12 protein-coding genes are annotated in these 18,875 nt (G+C 53.1%); 10 read left to right on the top strand and 2 right to left on the bottom strand.

Features of this window, described 5'->3' with window-relative positions; all coding sequences use genetic code 11:
- The first annotated feature begins 11 nt into the window (after window positions 1-11).
- From atpG to glmS, 6 genes are all read left to right on the top strand, one after another.
- Window positions 12-878 (top strand): F0F1 ATP synthase subunit gamma, encoded by an 867-nt coding sequence (gene atpG, locus QVF59_RS18770; RefSeq protein WP_045847705.1) that lies wholly within the window; start codon window positions 12-14, stop codon window positions 876-878.
- A 43-nt stretch (window positions 879-921) separates the two neighbouring features.
- A complete protein-coding gene (gene atpD / locus QVF59_RS18775) occupies window positions 922-2,316 on the top strand; it encodes a F0F1 ATP synthase subunit beta (protein WP_159874695.1) in 1,395 nt (464 codons plus the stop codon).
- Between the two features lie 15 nt (window positions 2,317-2,331).
- Window positions 2,332-2,754, top strand: coding sequence for a F0F1 ATP synthase subunit epsilon (locus QVF59_RS18780; protein ID WP_159874696.1), 423 nt, complete (start codon window positions 2,332-2,334; stop codon window positions 2,752-2,754).
- A gap of 83 nt (window positions 2,755-2,837) precedes the next feature.
- Window positions 2,838-4,202, top strand: a complete 1,365-nt coding sequence (gene glmU, locus QVF59_RS18785; protein WP_287881835.1) for a bifunctional UDP-N-acetylglucosamine diphosphorylase/glucosamine-1-phosphate N-acetyltransferase GlmU — start codon at window positions 2,838-2,840, stop codon at window positions 4,200-4,202.
- Window positions 4,203-4,402: 200 nt separating this feature from the next.
- The gene (locus QVF59_RS18790; protein WP_287881837.1) at window positions 4,403-5,194 is read left to right on the top strand and encodes a DeoR/GlpR family DNA-binding transcription regulator; all 792 of its coding nucleotides are present in this window, start codon (window positions 4,403-4,405) and stop codon (window positions 5,192-5,194) included.
- The gene (gene glmS, locus QVF59_RS18795; RefSeq protein WP_287881839.1) at window positions 5,194-7,023 is read left to right on the top strand and encodes a glutamine--fructose-6-phosphate transaminase (isomerizing); all 1,830 of its coding nucleotides are present in this window, start codon (window positions 5,194-5,196) and stop codon (window positions 7,021-7,023) included. Before QVF59_RS18790 ends, glmS begins: the two co-directional genes overlap by 1 nt.
- Before the next feature lie 366 nt (window positions 7,024-7,389).
- On the opposite strand, the gene QVF59_RS18800 is transcribed toward glmS, so the two are convergent.
- Entirely contained in the window at window positions 7,390-8,283 is an 894-nt protein-coding gene (locus tag QVF59_RS18800) for a LysR substrate-binding domain-containing protein (RefSeq protein WP_287881841.1), read from the bottom strand.
- Window positions 8,284-8,447: 164 nt separating this feature from the next.
- Here QVF59_RS18800 and QVF59_RS18805 point away from each other — a divergent pair, with 164 nt between their 5' ends.
- The 3 genes from QVF59_RS18805 to QVF59_RS18815 all read left to right on the top strand — a co-directional run bounded on the left by QVF59_RS18805 (window position 8,448) and on the right by QVF59_RS18815 (window position 11,034).
- Window positions 8,448-8,993, top strand: coding sequence for a hypothetical protein (locus tag QVF59_RS18805; protein WP_287881842.1), 546 nt, complete (start codon window positions 8,448-8,450; stop codon window positions 8,991-8,993).
- 355 nt (window positions 8,994-9,348) lie between these two features.
- A complete protein-coding gene (locus QVF59_RS18810; protein WP_287881844.1) occupies window positions 9,349-10,194 on the top strand; it encodes an MBL fold metallo-hydrolase in 846 nt (281 codons plus the stop codon).
- A 300-nt stretch (window positions 10,195-10,494) separates the two neighbouring features.
- Complete coding sequence (locus QVF59_RS18815; RefSeq protein ID WP_287881846.1) at window positions 10,495-11,034, top strand: MOSC domain-containing protein; 540 nt, start codon at window positions 10,495-10,497, stop codon at window positions 11,032-11,034.
- A gap of 136 nt (window positions 11,035-11,170) precedes the next feature.
- On the opposite strand, the gene QVF59_RS18820 is transcribed toward QVF59_RS18815, so the two are convergent.
- Window positions 11,171-14,524, bottom strand: a complete 3,354-nt coding sequence (locus QVF59_RS18820; RefSeq protein WP_287881848.1) for an ATP-binding protein — start codon at window positions 14,522-14,524, stop codon at window positions 11,171-11,173.
- 491 nt (window positions 14,525-15,015) lie between these two features.
- On the opposite strand from QVF59_RS18820, the gene QVF59_RS18825 reads away from it, so the two are divergent.
- Window positions 15,016-18,657, top strand: coding sequence for a sensor domain-containing diguanylate cyclase (locus QVF59_RS18825; RefSeq protein ID WP_287881850.1), 3,642 nt, complete (start codon window positions 15,016-15,018; stop codon window positions 18,655-18,657).
- Window positions 18,658-18,875 lie beyond the last annotated feature (218 nt).

The raw sequence follows: 18,875 nt of genomic DNA on the forward strand, positions 1-18,875 counted from the left end.
AAGGTTCAGGAATGGCAGTCGGTAAAGAGATTCTCACCAAGATCCGAAGCGTGCAAAACACGCAGAAGATCACTCGCGCGATGCAAATGGTGTCAACCTCCAAGATGCGCAAAACGCAAGAGCGTATGCGCGCTGCCCGTCCTTATGCCGAGAAGGTGCGCACGGTTATGGCGCACCTTGCTCAGGCAAACGCGGATCTTGGTCATCCACTGCTTGCACGTCGTGACGTTGTCAAGCGCGCTGGTATCATCCTGGTTTCCTCTGACAAGGGCCTGTGTGGCGGCCTGAACGTGAACTCGTTCAAGCGCTTCTATGCCAAGGTCAAGGAACTGCAGGAACAGAACGTCGAAATCGACGTGTGCTGCCTCGGCCAAAAAGCCGTTGCCGCCTGCCAGCGTGCTCGCCTCAATGTCGTGGCAAGCGCAGTCCAGCTCGGCGATGTGCCGAAGATGGACAAACTAATTGGCCCGCTTACAGTGCTGTTCAAACAGTACGCTGAAGGCGAACTGGACGCGGTTTACATCGTCTACTCCGGTTTCATCAACACGATGAAACAGGAACCGACGCTCGAACAGCTCCTGCCGTTGACTCCGCAACACATGGTGGTGGAGCACTCGCATTCGTGGGATTACCTCTACGAACCGGATGCCCCCAGCCTGATGGAGTTCTTGGTCAAGCGTTACCTGGAGTCGGTGGTTTATCAGGCTCTGGCCGAAAATATGGCTTCCGAACAGGCAGCGCGTATGGTGGCCATGAAAGCTGCAACCGACAACGCCGGTAATACGATCAAGCAGCTGCGCCTTGTGTACAACAAGGCCCGTCAAGCGGCGATTACCACTGAGCTGTCTGAGATTGTGGCTGGTGCCGCAGCGGTGTAAGCCGTTACACAGACTGTAAAAGTTAAATGTTTAGGAACCGATAATGAGCCAAGGCAAAATCGTACAAATCATTGGTGCGGTGATCGACGTGGAATTCCCGCGCGACGCCATGCCGAAGGTTTATGATGCCCTGAAGCTGGTTGACGCTGACCTGACGCTCGAAGTCCAGCAACAGCTGGGCGACGGCGTGGTCCGTACCATTGCGATGGGTAGCTCGGACGGCCTGAAGCGTGGCATGGCAGTAGCCAACACCGGTGCACCGATTTCGGTGCCGGTTGGTAACGCCACCCTGGGTCGCATCATGGACGTACTGGGTAACCCGGTTGACGAAGCTGGTCCGGTGGCTACCGACGCACGTCGCGCCATTCACCAGTCTGCTCCGAAGTTTGACGAGCTGTCTTCCGCTACCGACCTGTTGGAAACCGGCATCAAGGTGATCGACCTGCTCTGCCCGTTTGCCAAGGGTGGTAAGGTTGGTCTGTTCGGCGGTGCCGGTGTAGGCAAGACCGTGAACATGATGGAACTGATCAACAACATCGCGAAGGCCCACTCCGGTCTGTCCGTGTTCGCTGGTGTAGGTGAGCGTACCCGTGAAGGTAACGACTTCTACCACGAAATGAAGGACTCCAACGTACTGGACAAGGTTGCGATGGTGTATGGCCAGATGAACGAGCCGCCGGGTAACCGTCTGCGCGTTGCACTGACCGGTCTGACCATGGCCGAGCATTTCCGTGACGAGAAGGACGCTTCCGGCAAGGGCCGTGACGTTCTGCTGTTCGTAGATAACATCTACCGTTACACCCTGGCCGGTACCGAAGTATCCGCTCTGCTGGGCCGTATGCCTTCCGCAGTGGGTTACCAGCCGACGCTGGCCGAAGAAATGGGCCGTCTGCAAGAACGTATTACCTCGACCAAGGATGGTTCCATTACCTCCATCCAGGCCGTATACGTACCTGCGGATGACTTGACCGACCCGTCTCCGGCAACCACCTTCGCCCACTTGGACGCTACTGTGGTTCTGTCGCGTGACATCGCTGCCCTGGGTATCTACCCGGCCGTGGATCCGCTGGACTCGACCTCGCGTCAGCTGGACCCGCTGGTGGTTGGTGACGAGCACTACTCCGTAGCCCGTGGCGTGCAATCCACGCTGCAGCGCTACAAGGAACTGCGCGACATCATCGCGATTCTGGGTATGGACGAGCTGTCGGAAGACGACAAGCTGGTGGTGGCACGCGCACGTAAGATCCAGCGCTTCCTGTCCCAGCCTTTCCACGTAGCTGAAGTATTTACCGGTTCCCCGGGCAAATACGTCTCCCTGCGCGACACCATCAAGGGCTTCAAGGCGATTCTCGCTGGCGAATACGACCACCTGCCGGAACAAGCGTTCTACATGGTTGGCTCTATTGAAGAAGCCGCTGAGAAAGCCAAGACCCTTTAATTAAGGAGAGGGCTTATGTCCAAGATGCATGTGGAAGTGGTAAGCACTGAAGAACTCATCTACTCGGGTGAAGCCGAGTTTCTGGTTGCCCCGGCGCTGGAAGGTGAGATCGGTGTCTATCCGCGACACGTGCCGCTCCTGACCCGTATCAAACCCGGTGTATTGCGCATGACCGTGCCGGGTAGCAAGGAAGAAGTGTTGGTGGCTGTCTCCGGCGGCATGCTGGAAGTACAGCCCACCCACATCACCGTTCTGGCTGATACGGCGATCCGCGGCGAGGATCTCGACGAAGCGCGCGCCAATGAGGCCAAGCGTACTGCAGAGGAATCCCTGCAGCATGCAACCGACGACCTGAGCACGGCAAAGGCTCACGCTGCCCTGGCAGTTGCCATTGCCCAGCTCAAGGCGCTGGACTACCTCAAGAAACGCGTGCACTAAAAGCGCGGGAACGAATCGTGTATAGTTGCAGGCTGCCACTTAAGTGGCAGCCTTTTTCATTTTTGGTCAGTTAAAGAGTTCGCATGGACAGCCTCAGTATTGTCATTCTGGCGGCAGGCAAGGGTACCCGCATGTACTCTGCCATGCCCAAGGTATTGCACCCCATCGGTGGCGCACCGATGCTCGCCCGCGTCATTGCTACCGCCCGCTCGCTGAATCCATCCCAGTTGGTGGTGGTGTACGGCTTTGGTGGTGATCAGGTACGCCAAACCATCAAGGACGAAGATATTGTCTGGGCCGAACAGGCCGAGCAGCTGGGTACCGGCCACGCATTGAAAATGGCGCTACCAGCCTTGCCGCAAACGGGCAAGACGCTGGTACTGTACGGCGATGTGCCGCTCACCCGCAGTGAAACACTGCAACAGCTGATTGCCGCGGCTGGTGATGGCATGGCGGTGCTCACCGACGTGCTGGAAGATGCTACTGGCTATGGCCGCATGCTGCGTGGCAGCGACGGCAAACTCAAGGCCATTGTCGAACACAAGGATTGCACGCCGGAGCAACTGGCCATCCGTGAAATCAATACCGGCATGATGGTGCTGCCAAACAGCCAGCTGTCAGGCTGGCTGCAAGCCCTGCGCAATGGCAATGCTCAGGGCGAATATTATCTGACCGACGTGCTGGCACTGGCCGTGGCCGATGGCGTTGCGGTGGAAAGCGCCAGTGTGTCCGCATCGTGGGAAGCCGCCGGGGTGAACAACAAGCTGCAACTGGCCGAGCTGGAGCGCATCCTGCAGCAAAATCAGGCCCGTGCGCTGCTGACTGCCGGCGTCACGCTGGCCGACCCGGCCCGCATCGATATCCGTGGCAGCCTGAAGCATGGCCGCGACGTCAGTATCGACATCAACTGTGTATTCGAAGGCCAGGTCGAGCTGGGCGACAATGTGGAAATCGGTGCCAACTGCGTGCTGAAAAACGTCAAGATCGCGGCCGGCAGCCGTATTGCCGCCTTCTCGCATCTGGAAGATGCCGTAGTCGGGGCGGATTGCCGCATCGGCCCGTATGCCCGTCTGCGTCCGGGAGCGGCATTGTCCGACGAAGTGCATATCGGCAATTTTGTCGAAATCAAAAAGAGTACGGTTGGCCTGGGTTCCAAGGTCAATCACCTCACCTATATTGGCGATGCCGAGATCGGCAGCAAGGTGAACGTGGGAGCCGGCTCGGTCACCTGCAATTACGATGGCGTCAACAAGTTCAAGACCGTGATCGAAGACAATGTGTTTGTCGGTTCCGGCACCTTGATGGTGGCACCGGTCACACTAGAAGCAGGCGCTACAGTGGGTGCCGGCTCGGTCATCAGTCGTACGGCCCCGGCAGATACGCTTACCGTGGCACGCGCTCGCCAGATCAGTATCCCCGGCTGGAAGCGCCCACAGAAAAAGAGCTGATTTCCTGCTGCACTTGCTGGCCGCATGCCCGCTGCGCTTTCCTTAAGGAAGGTCCGCGGGCATTTTCTTTGGAAAACTCCAAAATAAGGTGTCGCATTTCTTTCGTTTCAAAAGAAAATTTCTAAATTCAGGTGGATATGTGATTGCTGCAGGAATATTCAGCAGTTATCATGGCAAAACTTTCGAAACGAAATGTTTCAATGACCAAACGAAACACCCAGCAACGCCGCCATGCCATCTCCACCCTGGTTCAGGAACGGGGTGAAATCAGCGTGGACGAGCTGACCCGGCGCTTTGCCACCTCTGAAGTGACTATCCGCAAGGACCTGGCCCTGCTGGAAACCGGCGGCCTGCTGCTGCGTCGCTATGGTGGTGCAGTGTCCCTGCCCAGTGAAATGGTGGTGGAGCCGGACGTGGGCGTGGTGTCCGACTGCAAGCTGGATATCGCCCGTGCGGCAGCGGAGCGCATACGCGACCACAACCGCATCATTATCGACAGCGGTACCACCACCAGCGGCATGATTCCGCTGCTGGGCAGCAAGCGCGGCCTGGTGGTGATGACCAATTCGCTCAATGTGGCGGCAGCCCTGCGCGAACTGGAAAACGAACCCACCCTGCTGATGACCGGTGGCACCTGGGATCCGCATTCCGAATCGTTTCAGGGCCAGGTAGCGGAACAGGTACTGCGCTCCTACGACTTCGACCAGCTGTTTGTCGGTGCCGATGGCATCGATCTGGAACGCGGTACCACCACCTTCAACGAGCTGGTGGGCCTGTCCCGCGTCATGGCTGAAGTGGCACGCGAAGTCATCGTCATGGTGGAGTCAGACAAGATAGGCCGCCGCATTCCCAATCTGGAATTGCCGTGGCACACCATTCACACCCTGATTACCGACGCGGCCTTGCCGGCGGAGTCGCGGGAAATCATTCAGGCCAAGGGCATCACGCTGATCTGTGCTCCCTCTGGCAGTGACAGTACTAGGAGAAAATAATGTGTGGCATCGTTGGCGCCATTGCGGCGCGTAATGTGGTTCCGGTTCTGGTTGATGGCCTCAAGCGCCTGGAATACCGCGGTTATGATTCCGCCGGTATCGCCGTGCACACCGGGGATGCCATCAGCCGCGTACGCCGTGTTGGCCGTGTGGCCGAGATGGAAGCCGCTGCTGCAGCGGAAAACCTGCAAGGCCAACTGGGTATCGGCCATACCCGCTGGGCCACCCATGGCGGAGTGACCGAGCACAATGCCCACCCGCACATCTCCTTTGGCAAGATCGCCGTGGTGCATAACGGCATCATCGAAAACCACGAAGAGCAACGTCAGCGCCTGAAGGAACTGGGCTACGAATTCACCTCGCAGACTGATACCGAGGTGATTGCCCACCTGGTGCATCACTACTATCAGGCTGGCGTCAGCCTGTTTGATGCGGTCAAGCAAGCCAGCCGTGAACTGACCGGCGCCTACGCCATCGGCGTCATCGCGCTGGACCGTCCGGACGAACTGGTGTGCGCCCGCATGGGTTGCCCGCTGCTGGTGGGTCTGGGCGAGGGCGAGCACTTCATTGCTTCCGACGTTTCCGCCATCCTGTCCGCCACCCGTCGCGTCATTTTCCTGGAAGAGGGCGATATCGGCCTGCTCACCCGTGACAGCGTGCTGCTGCATGACAAGAACGACCAGCCGGTAGAGCGCGCTGTGCATGTGTCCGATGTATCGTTGGCTTCGCTGGAGCTGGGTCCGTACAGCCACTTCATGCAGAAAGAAATCCACGAGCAGCCTAAGGCGCTGTCCGACACCATCGAAGCGGTGCTGGAAAACGGCTTTGCAGCCGGGCTGTTTGGTGCCCGCGCGGCCGATCTGCTGCCGCAAGTGGAAGGCGTGAAGATTCTGGCCTGCGGTACCAGCTTCTATGCCGGCCTGACGGCCAAATACTGGATCGAAAGCATTGCCGGCATCAGCTGCGATGTGGAAATCGCCAGCGAATACCGCTACCGCGCCGCCTTTGCCAACCCCAAGCACCTGGTGGTCACCATCTCCCAGTCCGGCGAAACCCTGGATACCATGGAAGCGCTGAAGTACGCCAAAGAACTGGGCCACACCATGGCACTGTCCATCTGCAATGTGCGCGAATCCGCCATACCGCGTGCCAGCGAGCTGGTATTCTACACCCGTGCCGGTGCCGAAATCGGCGTAGCCTCCACCAAGGCCTTCACCACCCAGCTGGTGGGTCTGTTTGCGCTAGCAGTTACCCTGGGCAAACTGCGTGGCCGGGTGGATGCAGATACCGAATATGGCTATCAGGATGCACTGCGCCAACTGCCGGGTTCGGTACAGCATGCGCTGAATCTGGAGCCGCAGATCAAGACCTGGTCCGACAAATTTGCCGCCAAGCAAAACGCTTTGTTCCTTGGCCGTGGCCTGCACTATCCGATCGCACTGGAAGGCGCGCTCAAGCTCAAGGAAATCTCCTACATCCACGCCGAAGCCTATCCGGCTGGCGAGCTGAAACACGGCCCGCTGGCGCTGGTGGATGAAAGCATGCCGGTGGTGGTGATTGCCCCCAACGACGCGCTGCTGGAAAAGGTGAAATCGAACATGCAGGAAGTACGCGCCCGTGGCGGCGAGCTGTTCGTGTTTGCCGATCTGGACAGTCACTTCAGCGAGTCCGATGGCGTTCACGTCATCCGTACCCCGCGCCATGTTGGCGTGCTGTCTGCCATCGTGCATACCATCCCGGTACAGCTGCTGGCCTACCACGTGGCCCTGGCGCGTGGCACCGACGTTGATAAGCCGCGCAACCTGGCCAAGAGCGTGACGGTGGAGTAATTCCGTTAGAGGGTTATGACTAGAGCAAATAAAGTCTGTCGGATCCGAATAAAGTTCGTCGGAGTTTGAAGGAAGAGAAGGGGCCTCTGGCCCCTTCTGCTTTTTGGCGGCGCGGATGTACTGAGACACGAGAAGTGAGCTCGTGAGGAGGGGCGGCTTTTCGGCCAGAGCGGTCATCCTGCAACTTATCCAGATTAGTCCGCTTCCGCCCCGTTGCGGTCTGTCGAACCAGCGAGACATCTACGGCGGCTTTCAAGCGACAACGGCAGTTCGTCGACTAACGGCAGTCAGATCCAAGCAAGGCGACCGCCTAGCGATGGCAACGCTGCTGGATGGCTATTATGTCGTTTGGCGTTAGGCAACTGCTTAAGGCGCTAAACCCCGAGCTTCGTGAAGAATCCATTGCGCAAATGCTTGTAGTGGCCCTTCACTCAATTCGATTGGTTCCGGAAGAACGAGACAGAATTTTTTTGTAATCGCTTTGCCGTCCGGCCAGGGCGCAACCAAACGGCCTTGCTCAAGCTCATCCACGACGTAAAGACGTGGCACCAATGCCACACCCAAGCCTGCTAGTGCCGCCTCTATCAGCATGGAATGGAGGTCGTAACGCGGGCCAACCGCCGAATTGGTCAGCACGATGCCGGCCTCTTGTGCATATACCTGCCATGCGTCTGGGTTTTGTCGCCGATGAAGGCGCGGCAATTCATCTAGCGATATGCCTGCATCGGCTTCTGCAAGCAGCGCCGGGCTGCAGACCGGCACAAGCACCTCCTCCAGCAGGTGATGCAGATGCATACCAGCCCACGCTGGATGCGCAAAATGGATTGCTGCATCGAAACCACTACCAGCAAGAATGAAGGGCTCCATACGTTCGGCAATGTGTACGGTAATGTTTGGATGCTGATTTTGAAAGTGTTTTAGCCGAGGAATCAGCCAACGAGTGGCAAAGGTCGGAATTGCAGCGATATCTATGCTGCCACCCTCGATGGGCTGCCCCATCAGATAGAGGCTATCCCGTTCTAGCCGATCCAGAACTTCCCTAACCTGCGCCGCATATCGCTTGCCGTTGGGCGCAAGACGGACCCGATTTCCCACGCGCTCGAACAGCGCCACACCCAAAAACACCTCCAGTCGACCGATCTGACGGCTGACGGCGCCCTCGGTCAGCGCCAATTCCTCAGCCGCGCGGGCGAAGCTGCCGTGTCGAGCCGCAGCTTCAAAAGCCTGGAGCGCGGAATTGCTTGGAATCCTACGTCGCATTCGAGTCTCGCCAATGGGTATGTGTTCAATGCCAGCTTGATCAAATGTCACTAAAGGGTGACCTTTTATCGCTATGTGAACTCAGATTGTCCGCTTAGCATTACGTTGCTGCAATGAGTATGGATATTTGCCGCAATAGCCCACCCATCTCGAAGGATAATCTGATGATCTACACAGTGGAATGCAGCTTCACCGACCCCATCAGCGAAGCCGAATGGAACGATTTCTACAGCCTTGAAAAACTACCCGCCCTCATTTCGGTGATGGGCTTTCGCACATCGCAGCGCTTCAAGGCGTTAAGCGAGAATTGCCCGGTCTACTTGGCCGTCCACACGATTGACAGACTTGACGTCCTTACTGGAGAGGAATATCGCCAGAAAGGTGGCGGCAATTTTGCAAGGTGGCAGCAATACATCACCGACTGGCACCGAAACCTCTATAGCGATATTGGCCTTGCACCAGCGGTCAAGGCAGACGAACTCCTCGTGCTGTGTGCTGGCGGCCCCGAACCTCTGATCCAGATGGGGCTCACGCCCTTGGCCATGCGTTCTGTTGCGCTGGAGAAGTTTCCGGAACACCGTTGGCTCGCAAGACTGCCACGGCGAAACACTCAGCTTATCGACAGCCTGCCGGAAGGCGTCCATCTCTACGCGCCGATGACGGAACAACTGACGTGCCCCTGCGCCGTTTCGACCGGACAGGAAGAATAGGTCCGCGATGCCTAATGTCACTTTCTATATCCCTACGGGACAAATGCTCCCCGATGAAAGGTTAGCCGAGCTTTCCAGCGACTGTGTCGAGCTGTGTACCCGCATCCTTGGTGCTGCGCTGGAAAACGTTCATGTCATCCATGTCGCCGTTCGGCGTGGGTACGGACATCCTGTCTTTGCGGAAATCCAATATCGCCTTGAGTCGTTTCGCACACCCTCATTAATGCAGCAGTTTATGGCGGCACTAGACGGCACCATCGCACGCCACACTGGTCTCACGGCGCGCATCCGTTGTTTTGGGTATTCCGCATTGGACATTCACGCCCGTAATTAGGAAGTCTTCTGGAGAAAAATTGTGTCCATCTTTACCTTTCCAAGTCAGCGAGTCGGTGATTGCACGATTACCGCAATCAGCGACGGCTACCTCACCGCGAGCCTGGACTTCCTCTCGAATATCGACTCATCAGAGGCCTCCAGAATGCAAAGCGATGCAGGGCAGAAGGAGCCTTCCGCCGTGCACATCAACTGCTACGTGGTACGCGGCGCGGGTCGCACAATTCTCATTGACGGTGGGGCTGGAGGCATCAAGCAATGGGGTGGGCACCTGAGGACCAATTTATCGCTGGCAGGCGTCGAACCCTCAGAGATCGACACAATCCTGCTTACGCATGCGCATCCCGACCACGTTGGAGGACTCGTGGACACCGCCGGACACATTACCTTTCCGAATGCGGAACTTGTTGCTCATCAGCGAGAGGTCGAATTTTGGCAGGATGATGGAAATCTAAGCCGCTCCAGCGAGCGTGCGCGCGGTAACTTCCTGATAGCGCGTCAAGTATTCGACGGCTACCGCGACAAGCTCCGTACTTTTGATGGCGGCGAAGTTCTACCCAGTATCAGGGCTATGCCGCTACCGGGACACACCGATGGGCACTCCGGATATATTCTCGAATCTCATGATCAGGGCGTGCTTGTCTGGGGAGATATTGTTCATTTTCCTCACATCCAGATTGAACGGCCAGACGTATCGATTGCATTCGATCAGGATCCTTCCCTGGCAGCCACCACCCGATCACGGCTTCTGGACCTGGTTAGTTCCGAGGGGCTTTTGATCGCCGGTATGCATTTGGGGGAACTCGGCTTCGCGCGGATAAAGCAAATGAGCGGGAGCTACGGTCTGCTTTACGAAACTGAAGCATGAGGTCGCGCATGGCAGCAACCAGGGCTGACACCGCTCCGGCATTGTGCACTGGAGCAACTACGAACGCTGCGGTGCTGTGACAACGCCCTTGGCCGGTTAATGTCCGCCCATTGACAACTGATGGAGAGGCCGGAAGAGGAGATTGCCAGCAGTTCCGTTTGATTGTGTATTCCACAGTCAGCACAAGCCCATTTTCTTGAAATTTAAAGGGAAAATGCAGGTGCACATCTGAGTTATACGCATTGATTGATTTAATATACACCTGCTCAGGTTTATATTTCATGTGAGGTTGCTAACACTATGAACGCATCCGTAGTCGCTGTGCACAAGAGCCCAGTCCATGAGTTTTCGAAGGACGATGTTGGCGAAATTCGTCTAGTCGAAGGATTCGGGGTTGAGGGTGATGCGCATTTTGGAGAAACGGTGCAGCATCGGTCTAGAGTAGCCAAAGATCCATCGCAGCCGAATCTCAGGCAGGTGCATCTCATTCACGAGGAATTGCTGAACGAGTTAGCAAATTCCGGCCTGCATGTGCTGCCTGGCGACATGGGCGAGAACATCACTACAATGGGGGTTCCGTTGCTGCAACTTTCCGCGGGTACTCTTCTTCGCATTGGCGAAACAGCTGTTGTGTGCGTCACGGGCTTGCGCAATCCTTGCGCCCAAATTGAAAATTTCATGCCGGGCTTGCTTGCAAATGTCCTCGATAAACGAGATGACGGTTCGCTTGTACGTAAAGCCGGTGTGATGGGTGTGGTCGTCCAATCTGGCATTGTTCGAAGCGGCGATTCCATTGCCTACGAAGTGCCTGCAGCGTACGTTCCACTGGCGCCGGTCTGATCCTCAAATTAACCCATTGTTCAACTGGACATACTCCGGCGCTCCGGTTAACTCATACGTTAGAAGTCGCCTAATGAACGTCTCCGAACTGGTGCAGAAGCTTATTGAGTGAGGAGTAAATCAGGTTCACAAGTGTCTAGAGAGGCCGGGGTGATTCGCCTGCATTAAATTTCCACTTTGCCATCATCCCCTTTAGTTCAGAAATAGCTATTGGCTTGGTAATAATATCATCCATGCCATAGCTTTTTATTTTCTCCACTTCGTCGCTAGATGCATTGGCTGTACAGGCAATAATTATCGTTCTTTTATCTATATCAACCATGGTTTCGTTTTCATGGTTTCTGATTACGGTGGCTAGTTGATACCCATCCATATTCGGCATATGACAGTCTGTTAGCACTACTGGATTTTTATGAGCTCTCCAAACAGAAAATGCCTCATTTCCATCTTCTGTCATGACAAAATTGATACCTATTTTTTTCAATTGCATGCCAATTAACTTTCGATTGGTCGGATTATCTTCCGCAACTAGTAGTGGCACACCATCCCAGATGATATCAACATCTTCAACTACCGCCGTCTTGGTTTCATCAACAGATGTGGCCACATCACACTGTAATTTAAATAATGCAGTTGTACCAACACCCTCTGTGCTTTCAAGACTAACACTACCCCCCATCATTTCACTCAATTTTTTACATATCGCCAACCCTAGTCCTGTGCCTCCAAACTTTCTGGTTGTACTAGAGTCCGCCTGGGTAAACGGAGTAAAAAGCTTGCTTATATTTTCTTCGGAGATGCCGATTCCGGAATCTTTGACGCTAAAGAGTAAGGATTGCACGCCACTTGCAATATTTATTACTGTCACATTAAGCGTAACAGATCCTTTTTCCGTAAATTTAATAGCATTACTGATAAAATTTTGCAATATTTGACGAACTCTTAACGGATCAACACGCAAATACTTTGCCAACTCCGAATCAATGTGAAAAATTAATTCAATGTTTTTTTCATGCGCCGCTTTTCGATACAATGCAATAATCTGATATACCAGCGCTCTTACATCTGTCGTAACAGGGTAAATTTCCATTTTACCTGATTCTATTTTTGAGAAATCCAGAATATCATTAATTAGCCGCATCAATGTCAGTGATGATTCGTGAATCGTGTCAATCAAATCTCGTTGATGCGCATCAAGCATGGACTCCTTGACCAGCTCAAGCATGCCGAGAATGCCATTCATGGGGGTTCTGATTTCATGGCTGATGGTTGCCACAAAAGAAGACTTGGCGTCACTTGCTTCTTCAGCCTTTATTTTTTGCTCAATAAGTGCATTTTCAATCTTCTTCCTCTCGGTTATATCGAGAATCAAAATAAGAAACTCATCACTCTCGAGGTCGGTTCCAATCCGGTGTGAAGAAATTTCCAGATCATAATGACGGCCAAAGTCGTCGAATCGGAACTCAATTGTACCTTTATTACTGCCATTATTAATCATGGATAGAATTTCCATGCGCAGCATCGTATTTTTAACCAGTTCGGCCAGACTACTCTGATCGCGCCCCATATTTTCTATTTCAAAAAGGCACTCAATGAAATGATTAGTTCGTTTTACAGCTAGGTCTCGCCCAAGAACCATAATACCGACAGGGCAATTCATCAGAACAGCTTGCTCGAGAATTAGGCTATTCTTTAGCATTCTCTCAACATCAAGACGACGGCTTTCCTCGGTGAAGTATGAGCGAATCAGTGACAAGATAGATGTAATGAAGGTAATTGATTTTGAAGCCAACACCGCATCGGCATCTTTATATGCAAACAAGCAATAATTTTCTTCCCATGCACTAATAGGAATGGCTACCCATCCTTCAGCTTCCAAAAAAAGCTCCGTAATGAGTTTACTAGAATCCAAACTAGCCATTTTAGCCGTAAAATCCATTTTTTCAGGATTGTTTTGATAAATATAATAAGCCCTATTACTTGGCAGGCTGCTATCATTTACCGCAAGTGCAACGGCGGTTGCATTCAACACATTGGTCACCGACTTGACAAAGTGATTGCACACTTCGCTTTCGTATGATCTATTGATTACCATCTTCTGTATGTCATTAACAAGATCGGTAATTTTTTGTTTGAATTTTATATCAGCTTCAATTTCTATTAAATCGGATTCGTTGTTGATAACCATTAACGAGCAATCACCCTCTTCAGCGTAGGAAAATGGCCTTTGTTTGATAGAGTAATATTCACCATCTATCTTGCTGGCATTTTCAATCAGATCGCTGTGGACACTTTCGAAATGCTCAGGATCAATTTCGTTGGCATACAACTTGTGATGGGCAATGAATTTCCTTGCCTCGACATTAGTGTATATTGTCTCATTGTTTTTCTTTAGGATAATGCTTTCAGTGATGCTGTTTAATACTTCGGTTGATAGTCTTAACGGCCTTGATATCTTGTTCTTGTAAATAGAGAGGAAGATATACTCTCCAAGAATGACTGCGATACCTAATGAGAATTTTATGATTGCGGATTTTGAGAAATAATCCCTCCAGTCATCAGACTCTCTATCAATTACGCTGGTGATGATATTATTGAATTTATATGCCAAGCTATCTGCGCCCAGTATTGCATTGCGTTTATAGTCCCATGTTTTATTGAATTTTTTGGATGCATTATTTTCTTCAAGATTATTGAACTGATTGATGAGAGCCTTGATCGCAGTGTCGGTCTCAGTATCATCAATTACTTTACCATTTTTTCTTGCTTGTATTAGTTGAAAATGGGCAATGCTATTCATGTATGACAAATCGCTTTCCTCGGTTTCACTGAGGCTGGATCCATAGCGTGCCCTTAGATTATCTGCCATGAGATTTGTCAGAATGGCTTGTGAAACGTGCCATGCATTACTTTGAAGTTGGACATAATTTTCCACTTTGAAGCCTGGCAATGAAAGCATCTCTTCTGTATTTAAATCTACCAAACTATCCAAGTCATTGATCACACCTCCCAAGGAAAGCTCAATTGCATAGCCAACATTTTGATCCCTGATCTGTTTCTTCTGTAAATTTTGAGCCTCTTTAATTAGAGATATCATTCTGTCTAATTTTGCATTTATTGTTTCAATATTATTTAGGTATTTTCTTGGTGATCTGTTTTCAATGGTTATTTTGAATTTGTCAATCATTCTGTAAATGTTTGAATAATCAATCTTCACGGATCCTTCATACAAGGCAATTCTGATATTGCCAACCTGAGTGCGAGCATATATTTGAAAAGCACGTATATCATGATTGAGTTGATTAATATCTGATGTCTGTTCGAGATGCGAGGATGATTCAATGTCTGGCACTGAGAATGAAAGAAAAAGTAGAATCTGGAATAGCAAAAATGATGATATAAAATAGCTCATGCGCTGATCAGCACGACTCATGTCGCTCTCTATTTTAAATTGAGCGTTAATAACATTTTTAACGGAGTCGTCTTCCATCTATCATTTCTCCAGATACTCATTCTTCACTATAGAGGATAGATTTCTATGCTGATAAGTTAAGTGAAATGAGTTGACTCTAGCGCTATTCAGGCGGCCAAAGTGCTCTCCCCGTAAAGGGGAAAATATTGGTGGACTGGCTTGGAATTCCTGACTAGTCGTCCCCGAAAAGCAAGTCCAGCTACATAACGCTACGGAGGCTTTACAGCCCTGTTTTAGGGAGCATTGCGTAGCAACGATGGCCAGCGTGGGCCCGCATGCACTGAAACCAACCGACAGCATGCCCTTGCAATCACGGCATGACACAATGTACGACGCAATACAACATGTCTGCGCCACAAGGTCAGCAATGAAGCCAGCGAGGATAGATAAAGACGCATAGTACTGAGCTGAAAACATGGCAGGTATGCATATGACGCTTGTATTGTTATTCTAGGGCCTGCTTGTCAGGCTTAGACCTTATGCAATTCGACACTATTTGGCAGGACCGTATGCAGCCGTGGCTCAAAATCACGTTTCTGATCGGAATTGCCTACATCGCCCTCGGCAAGCTCAGCTTGCTGCTGGCTATTCCCCCAGGCTATGCCTCAGCCATTTTCCCGCCCGCCGGAATTGCCGTTGCTGCTGTTTTCATCAGCGGAGCGCATGCCGCGCCCGGCATCCTGCTGGGTTCCCTTATCCTCAATCTCTGGATATCGCACGGTAGTTTCAGCCAACTGACCATGTCCGATTGCAGTGCCGCCCTGCTAATTGCGCTCTCTTCACTGCTGCAGGCCATGATCGGAGGGCGCTTATTGCGGCGTGCTGTGGGCTATCCTGCTGCTTTTGACAATCTGCGTGACGTGTTGTGCTTCCAACTGCTGTCACCGCTTATCTGTCTGCTCAGTGCCACGCTGTCGATAAGCGGGTTGCAGTTGTTAGGGCTGCTGCCCACTGGCGGTTGCTGGACCAGCTGGTTCATCTGGTGGGTGGGCGATACGCTGGGTTTACTGGTATTTTTCCCCCTGACCATGGTGGTGGCTGGCCTACCACGCCCATTGTGGCGTAAGCGTTTGGGAATGGTTGCTATTCCCATGCTGTTTGCCTTCAGCATGCTCGTAGCCCTGTATGTGAATGTTAGTCGCTGGGAAGAGAAAGAATCACTGACCGCGCTAAGCCTGCAATCCCAGCGCCTAGCCGACACCATGCAGGCACGGCTGGATGAACAGGAGTCACTGCTGGAGCAGACTAGAGGTCTGTTCGCAGGTGATGATCAGGTGAGTGCTGAAGAGTTCCACCAATTTACCTTACGGGCGCTGATACGCTTTCCGATGATACAGAGCATCGAGTGGGCACCGCGTGTCAGCACCGCAGAGCGTGCCGGGTTTGAGGCCCGGCAGCAGGCACGCATTCCCGGTTTCCTGATACGTGAGCGTAATCGGAACAATGTTCTGATACCGGCCGCTAGCAGGCCTGTGCATTACCCGATTAGCTACGTGGAACCATTGGCGGGCAATCAGGCCGCATTTGGCTTTGATATCCTGTCTACCCCTGACCGGGCAGCTGCAATTACGCAGGCAATCAGGAGTAATCGCAGTGTGGCAACCCCCCCGCTGCATCTGGTGCAAACGCCCCATAGCTTTGGCTTTTTGTTGCTGGAAACTGTGGATTCATCACATGCCGGCCAGGGCGTGGTGCTGGTTGTCTTCAAGACCGATGATTTTCTGAACAAGCTGCTTACTGCCGATGACCGGGCCCAGCTAAGGTTACGCCTGACGGATAGTGCCGTGCAGCAGGTGGTATATGACAATACGTCTGGGCAGGGTCCGGTAGCCTGGCAGCATCGCCTACAGGTGGGGCAGCGCGTGTTGTTGCTGGAGACCGTGCCCAGTGCAGGCTACCTGAAGCAGCACCGGGGCTGGCAAAGCACGCTGGTGCTGGTTGCCGGCATGCTCGGAACCAGCCTGCTGGGTGCCTTTCTCATGCTAGGAACTGGCTATACCGCACGCGTAGAAGCGCAAGTAGAGGAGAAAATTGCCGAGCTATCGGAAAGCAGCGAAAAGCTACACGGACTGTATCAACTATCTCCCTTGGGTATTGCCCTTACTGATATGCAGGGACGCTTCATCGACTTCAACGAAGCCTTCATGCATATCTGTGGTTATTCAGCGGATGAACTTAAAACGCTGGATTACTGGGCGTTGACCCCCAAACGTTATGAAACGGATGAGCAGGCACAGCTGACCATGCTGCAGCAAAGCGGTCGCTATGGGCCTTACGAGAAGGAGTACTTGCGCAAAGATGGCAATCTGGTGCCTATCAGTCTGAACGGCCTGCTGCTAAAGGGGCGCAATGGCGAAAAATACATCTGGTCCATCGTGGAGGATATTACGGAGCGGCGTCAGGCCGAAGCCACGTTGCGCGATAGCGAGGAGCGCTGGAAATTTGCGCTCGAAGGTGCGGGCGATGGGGTATGGGACTGGAATTTGCAAACCGGTGAAATGTATCTCTCCCGCCAGGAAATGACGGTATTGGGGTTTGATGGCCAAGATGCGCAGTGGACACATGTCGAGCAGTGGGTGGAGCGGCAGCACCCGCGAGACCAGGCTCCGCGCCAGCTGGCATTGGAGCTGTATCTGACGGGCAGAACGCCGGTCTACAGCTATGAGTTTCGTACGCTCACCCCAGAGGGACGCTGGAAATGGTTATTGGCGCGCGGCCTGCTGGTCAGCCGCAGCGAGGATGGCCAACCCCTACGCATGATAGGTACCCACAGTGATATCGATGGGCTGAAACGCCAACTGGCAGAGGATGCCCGGCGCAATGCGGTGATGGAAATGCTGGCTCGGGGCGGCAGCTTGCATGATGTCCTGGGCAATATCATTGATAGCCTGGAAGCTGAGAATGACGAATTGGGCTTTCTGGTCTTTAGCCACGAGGCCAGCATGCTGGCTGAGCATGAGCGCTTGTTGCCGCTAGACTGGGTACACGTCGCCACCCACGCAGAGCTGCGCGGAGGACTTGCTCTGGAGGGCGGCATGCTCACCGAGCAGCCTATTGGCAATAGAGCCTACTACGGCAAATTGGTGGAACTGCTTGACTCCATGGGGCTGGGTCTGTGCTGGTCCGAACCTATTGTTGCCGGGGAATCCACCCTGGAAGGGGTGCTGGTATCCTGCCGCCGGCCGCAAGCGGGCCCGGCGCTGCCAGATATGCTCCTCCAGCAACAGGCGGCCAATTTGCTAAGCATTGCCATTCAACATGAGCGCAGCAGCAAGCAGCAGCAATTGTCCAGCTTGGTTTATCTGCACAGTAGTGACGGTATTGTCGTCTCCGGGAAAGACAATCTGATCGAGGCAGTCAACCCGGCTTTTGAAAGCATTACCGGGTATGCCGCCGCCGAGGTGATCGGTCATGAAATCAGCATACTGCGTGCAGAAAGGCTTTCGCTGGATTTCATCCAGGGGCTGTGGCAGAGGCTGCTAGCCACAGGTGACTGGCAAGGTGAGTACTGGATCCGGCACAAGAATGGGGAGGCCATTCCCTTGTCTTTAAGCATTAACAGCATCTGGGATGACGAGGGCAAGGTACAGAAGCGCTTGGCCGTATTTACGGATATTTCAGCCAAAATGGCGGCGGAAGCGCAGATCCATCATCTGGCCCACCATGACTTGCTGACCGACCTGCCCAATCGCGTGCTGTTCACGGAACGGTTGTCACAGGTACTGACACAGTCCCGCCATCAACATGGCCATTTTGCGCTGCTGTTTATCGATCTGGATCACTTTAAACCCGTCAATGACACCCATGGCCATGCAGTTGGTGATCAGTTATTGAAGCAGGTGGCAGCCCGCATGCAGGCTTGTGTACGGGAAAGCGATACCATTGCCCGTCTCGGCGGGGACGAATTTGTTGCCATTTTGCCTGGTGCCGGCAATATCGAGGATGCCCGACGAGTTGCCGAGAAGATCGGCAAGGCGCTGAAAAAATCATTCAGTATTGAACAGCAGGATATCAGGATATCTTCCAGTATCGGTGGCGCACTCTACCCGGATCATGGTGTAGATGCTGATCAGTTGATTCGTCATGCTGACCACGCAATGTATCAGGCCAAGAATGCAGGACGAAATACAGTCCGCTTTTTTGGAGAGTAAACACTATATCGGCCCGCATTGGTCCAGGCATGTCCAGAATTTCGTGTAAGCCAGACTGTCCCCACTCACCTGTAAAAAGACAGCTTTAGCCGAACTGCTGCCAACTAGGGTGACGAATCGTCAGTTGGCCGGTCAAACCTAGCACTCGTACACAGAAGGGTAAATGGCAGTTTTCATCATCATAACTGCCATTCGCACATCACATATTGATGCACTCA

The sequence above is a fragment of the Aquitalea sp. genome (assembly GCF_030150775.1).
GTDB lineage: Bacteria > Pseudomonadota > Gammaproteobacteria > Burkholderiales > Chromobacteriaceae > Aquitalea > Aquitalea denitrificans.

What these genes read in the sequence shown, in the direction of transcription:
- atpG (WP_045847705.1), top strand. Translation starts at nt 12, where the DNA reads ATGGCAGTCGGTAAAGAGATTCTCACCAAGATCCGAAGCGTGCAAAAC.
- atpD (WP_159874695.1), top strand. Translation starts at nt 922, where the DNA reads ATGAGCCAAGGCAAAATCGTACAAATCATTGGTGCGGTGATCGACGTG.
- QVF59_RS18780 (WP_159874696.1), top strand. Translation starts at nt 2,332, where the DNA reads ATGTCCAAGATGCATGTGGAAGTGGTAAGCACTGAAGAACTCATCTAC.
- glmU (WP_287881835.1), top strand. Translation starts at nt 2,838, where the DNA reads ATGGACAGCCTCAGTATTGTCATTCTGGCGGCAGGCAAGGGTACCCGC.
- QVF59_RS18790 (WP_287881837.1), top strand. Translation starts at nt 4,403, where the DNA reads ATGACCAAACGAAACACCCAGCAACGCCGCCATGCCATCTCCACCCTG.
- glmS (WP_287881839.1), top strand. Translation starts at nt 5,194, where the DNA reads ATGTGTGGCATCGTTGGCGCCATTGCGGCGCGTAATGTGGTTCCGGTT.
- QVF59_RS18800 (WP_287881841.1), bottom strand. Translation starts at nt 8,283, where the DNA reads ATGCGACGTAGGATTCCAAGCAATTCCGCGCTCCAGGCTTTTGAAGCT.
- QVF59_RS18805 (WP_287881842.1), top strand. Translation starts at nt 8,448, where the DNA reads ATGATCTACACAGTGGAATGCAGCTTCACCGACCCCATCAGCGAAGCC.
- QVF59_RS18815 (WP_287881846.1), top strand. Translation starts at nt 10,495, where the DNA reads ATGAACGCATCCGTAGTCGCTGTGCACAAGAGCCCAGTCCATGAGTTT.
- QVF59_RS18820 (WP_287881848.1), bottom strand. Translation starts at nt 14,524, where the DNA reads ATGGAAGACGACTCCGTTAAAAATGTTATTAACGCTCAATTTAAAATA.
- QVF59_RS18825 (WP_287881850.1), top strand. Translation starts at nt 15,016, where the DNA reads ATGCAGCCGTGGCTCAAAATCACGTTTCTGATCGGAATTGCCTACATC.